At 71.7% G+C, this 4,867-nt stretch carries 1 protein-coding gene; it reads left to right on the top strand.

Features of this window, described 5'->3' with window-relative positions; genetic code table 11:
* The first annotated feature begins 4 nt into the window (after positions 1–4).
* Entirely contained in the window at positions 5–4,864 is a 4,860-nt protein-coding gene (locus SACAZDRAFT_RS03835; protein ID WP_005438873.1) for a beta-ketoacyl synthase N-terminal-like domain-containing protein, read from the top strand.
* The last annotated feature ends 3 nt before the right edge of the window (positions 4,865–4,867 follow it).

Here is a 4,867-nt window from a genome sequence, read left to right as displayed (position 1 = left end):
TGCGATGCTGATCGCCGACTTCGCTCTCTCGCAGCGCAATCCGATCGTGGCGGGCCACGTGGTCGACGGCCGCGCGGTCCTGCCCGGGCTCGCCTACGTCGATCTCGTCCTGCAGATGTTCGCCCGGGAGGGGCACGACGTCCGCGAGCTGGAGCTGAGCAACCTGAGTATCCACGCCCCGCTGGTCGTCGGACCGGACGACGTGGTGCCGGTGCGGTTGTCCGCGGACGACGGTGGACGGGACCGATGGTGGGTGGACATCACGGTGCGGCCGTCGACCTACCCCACGACCGTCGTCACCGTGCAGGTGCGGCGGACCCGGCGGACCCGCTACGACGGCCGCCTCGACACGGCGCGGCTCCCGGCAGCGGGTGCCGGCACCGCGCTCGACAGCGTCTACCAGCGCGCTCGTGAGGTCGGTGTCGACCACTCGGGGGTGATGCGCGCACAGGGCCGGGTGTACGAGTCGGAGGCGGAGCTGCTGCTGGACCTCGCCCCCGGCGCCGAGGAGCTCGCCGCGGCCGACGACTTCCTCGTCCACCCGGCACTCGCGGACGCGGCTGTGGTCGCGGCGGGGGCGGTGCTGGGCGAGTCGCGCGGCGAGCTCTACCTGCCCCTGTGCTTCGAGTCCTTCACGGTGGCGAGGCCGTTGCGCGGGCGGTGCCTGGCCCGCGTGACCGGGGAGCCGACCGGTGACCGGGACCTGCTGACGGTGAACGTGGACTTCTTCGATCCGGACGGCGAGCAGGTCGCGTCGTTGCGGCGCTTCAGCAGCAAACGCGTCGAACCGCGGCGGAACGTCGCGGGGGCACCGGAACCGCAGGGCGACCCGGCCGACGTCGTGCGGGAGGTTCTGGCCGCCGAGCTGGGCGTGGACGCGGCGAGCGTGCCGGGCACGGCGGGCTTCTCCGAGCTGGGATTGGACTCGGCGGCGTTGTTGCGTGTGGTCACCGCTCTGGAGCGCCGCCTCGACGTCACGCTCCCGCCGACGCTGCTCTTCGAACACAGCTCGGTGGACCGCCTCGCCGCGTGGCTGCGCACTCGCCTGCCCATCGCCGGGACGACGACGGTCGGGGCGCCGGCCCGGACGAATCCCGCCGACCTCGCCCGGCCCGACGCGGGCCACACCCGGGAGAGGGAGGTCGCCGGCACGGACGTCGCCGTGATCGGCATGTCGGGCCGGTATCCCGGGGCGGCGAACGTGGACGAGTTCTGGCGCAACCTCCGGGACGGACGCGACGGGGTCACCGAGATCCCCGCGCACCGCTGGGACTGGCGGGACCGGTTCGACGGACGTCCGGGCCTGCTGGGTCGCAACTACTGCAAGTGGGGCGGCTTCATCGACGACGCCGAGTGTTTCGACCCGCTGTTCTTCTCCATCGCCCCGCGCGAGGCGATCGCCATCGACCCGCTGGAGCGGTTGTTCCTGGAACACGCGTGGGCGGCGCTGGAGGACGGCGGCTACACGAGGGAGGCGCTGGCCGATTCGGTGGTCGGGGTGTACGCCGGTGTGATGTTCGCGGACTACCCGCTGTTCGCCGCGGAGTCCCGCGACGCCGACGGTCGCCGGGTGGGCTTGGGTGCCGGTGGTGCGTCCATCGCGAACCGGGTGTCGTACTTCTGCGACTTCCGCGGTCCCAGCCTGACCGTCGACACGGCGTGCTCCAGTTCGTTGTCGACGGTGCACCTGGCCGTCGAGGCGCTGCGTGAGGGCCGGATCGACGCGGCGTTGGCCGGCGGGGTGAACCTCAGCCTGCATCCGAACAAGTACCTGGTCCTCAGCCACAGCGAGTTCCTGTCGCCCAGCGGCCGCTGCGCGGCCTTCGGCGCGGGTGCCGACGGCATGGTGCCCGGGGAAGGAGTCGGCGTGCTCATGCTCAAGCGCCTCGCCGACGCCGAACGGGACGGCGATCCGATCCACGGCGTGATCAAGGGCACGGCGATCAATCACGGCGGCAAGACCAGCGGGTTCACGGTACCGAGTCCTCAGGCACAGGAGGACGTGGTCACGGCCGCGCTGAGCGCGGCACGGGTGGATCCGGCCACGATCACCTACGTCGAGGCGCACGGCACGGGCACCGAGCTCGGCGACCCGATCGAGATCACCGGTCTTCACCGATCGCTCGGCACGGCCGGGACTCCGGTGGCGGTCGGCTCGGTGAAGTCGAACATCGGGCACTGCGAGGCTGCGGCCGGGGTCGCCGGACTCACCAAGGTGCTCCTGCAGCTGAAGCACGGCCGGCTCGCGCCCACCCTGCACGCCGACCGGCTCAACCCGAAGATCGATTTCGGGGGGACGTCGCTCACCGTCAACACGAGCTTGCGGGAGTGGTCCCGGCCCGTGGTGGACGGCGTGGAAGCACCCCGCAGGGCGGGCGTGAGCAGTTTCGGTGCCGGAGGCGCGAACGCCCACGTCGTCGTGGAGGAGTACCGCGACACCCGGCCCCGGTCGACCACCTCGTCGGAGCAGGTCGTCGTGTTGTCGGCCCGCACCGCGGATCGGCTCGACGCGCTCGCGGCCGCGCTGCGCGAGTACCTCGCCGGCGCGCCCGCGGGAGGCGGTGCCGCGGAGGTGCTGCGCCGGCTCGTCGCGACCGCGTCGGAGGTGCTGGCCGTACCGGCAGAGCGGATCGACCCGGAGTGCACGCTGGAGGACCTCGGGTTCGACGCCGCCCGCACCGCCCGCCTGACGTTGGCCGTGGAGCGGAGTCTCGGGACCCGGCTCTCCCCGACGATCGTCGACAGGAGGCGGTCGCTCACGGTCCTCGCCGACCGCCTCGCGCACGAGTGCGGACTCGGCGCGTCGTCGTCGACGACCCGCCCCGACGAGAACCTTCCGCCTCTCGCGGAGATCGCCTACACCCTGCAGACCGGACGCGAGGACCACGCCGAGCGGCTCGCGCTGGTCGTCGGTGACCACGCGCAGCTGGTGCAGCGGCTCGACGCGTTCCTGGCCGGAGAGCGGGACGAGGGGCTCCACCGGGGTTCCGCGACGGCGATGGATCAGCGCGACGACGACCGCGCGCGGACGGCGGTGCGGGAGCGTGACCTCGCGGACGTCGCTCGTCTCTGGGTACGGGGTGCGTCGGTGCCGTGGGACGAACTCCATCCGCGGCGTCCGCTGCGCGTGTCGTTGCCGACCTACCCGTTCGCGCGGGAGCGGTACTGGATCGGGGACGTGCTGACCCGGCACGCGTCCCTGTCCGACGCCGCGGCACCGGTGGCGGTCTCCCCGGTTCCCTCGGTGCTCGCCGACGTGGAGGAGGCCGTGGTCACCCGCCCACGGGTCTACGAAGTCGAGTCCGGTGTGGACGATCTGGTCGCCTACCAGAGTGTCGTCGCCGCGCTGAGCCGCATTTGCCGCCTCGGACTGTTGAGGGTGTTCCGCGACATGGGCGCGTTGCGCACGACCGGGCAACGGTGTTCTCGTGCGGAGCTGCGGTCCCGGCTCGGCGTCGTGGAGCAGCACCACCGGTTGTTCGACGCGCTCCTGCAGCTGCTCGCCGAGGCCGGCTACCTGCGCGTGGACGGGGAGGACGTCGTCACCGCGTCGGCGGCCGAGCACGATCTCGACGAGGAGGCGGCCGGCCTGGAAGCCGAGAAGGCCGCACTGCTGGAGCGGGCACCGGAGAACGAGGGACTGCTCCGGGTGCTCGACGTGTGCAGCGAGGCGTATCCGGACGTGCTGCGGGGGCGGCGCGATCCGGTGGACGTGCTGTTCCCGGGCGGGTCGTTCGAGCTGATGGACGCCGTCTACCAGAACCAGCAGCAGAGCAACGCGCTCATGCGTGCCGTTGTCGTCGAGTACGTCAGGCGGCGACGGCAGATCGACCCGAACGCCACGGTGACGATCGTGGAGATCGGCGCCGGAACGGGGGGCACGAGCCGGGGAGTGCTCGCCGCCCTCGACGAGTTCGCTCCCCACGTGCGCTACGTCTACACGGACCTCGGCAACAGCTTCGTGCGCTACGGCAAGGAGCAGTTCGGCCACCACGGCTTCGTCGAGTTCGCCGTGCTCGACATCGAACGCTCGCCGGCCGAGCAGGGGTTCCCGGCGCACAGCGCCGACCTGGTGCTCGCCGGCAACGTCCTGCACGCCACGCGCGACATCGACCGGACGCTCGCGCACACCAAGGAGCTGTTGCGCGGCGGGGGCGTGCTCGCGCTCTTCGAGATCACCCGGATCCACGAGCTCCTCACCATGTCGTTCGGGTTGCTGGAGGGCTGGTGGGCGTTCGAGGACACCGACCGGATTCCCGGGGCGCCGCTGCTCAGCGTGCCGATGTGGCGGAGGGCCTTCGAGCGCAACGGATTCGCGGGGATGCGAGTCCTGTCCGGACTGCCGCTGCGGGAGGACCGGCTGTCGGAGAGCGTGCTCGTCGCGGAGAGCGACGGACTGCCCGTGGGCGGATCCAAGGCCGCGACTCCGCAGCCCTCGACGTCGCCCGCGCCACAGCCGGTCGTCGAGCCCGTGCCCGTCGCGGAGCCCCAGGAGCCCGACCTGGTTCCCGAGGCGGTGTCCGTGGACGCCGCACCGACGCCGACCAAGGAGTCGACGGGGGAACCGACGGGGGAACCGACCGGGATCGACGACATCCAGCGGCTCGTGCTCGACGCGTGGCGCGAGGTGCTCGGCGTGCCGCAGGTGAGGTTGGAGGACAACTTCCAGGAACTCGGCGGAGACTCGATCATGGCCTCCCGCATCAAGGCACGACTCAACGAGAACCTGCCGTTCGAGCTCGAACTGCGCGACCTGCTGGAGGCGGGTACCGCGGCCGACATGGCCCAGCTCGTGGAGGCCGAGGTGATCGACAAGCTCGAGGAACTTCCCGAGGAGACGGTGCGAGCCCTGTTCGCCAACTGACGA

Source organism: Saccharomonospora azurea NA-128 (assembly GCF_000231055.2).
GTDB classification, from domain to species: domain Bacteria; phylum Actinomycetota; class Actinomycetes; order Mycobacteriales; family Pseudonocardiaceae; genus Saccharomonospora; species Saccharomonospora azurea.
This window is presented reverse-complemented; position numbering and strand designations above follow the sequence as displayed.

Coding starts and splice junctions, on each gene's coding strand:
- SACAZDRAFT_RS03835 (WP_005438873.1), top strand. CDS start 5: ATGCTGATCGCCGACTTCGCTCTCTCGCAGCGCAATCCGATCGTGGCG.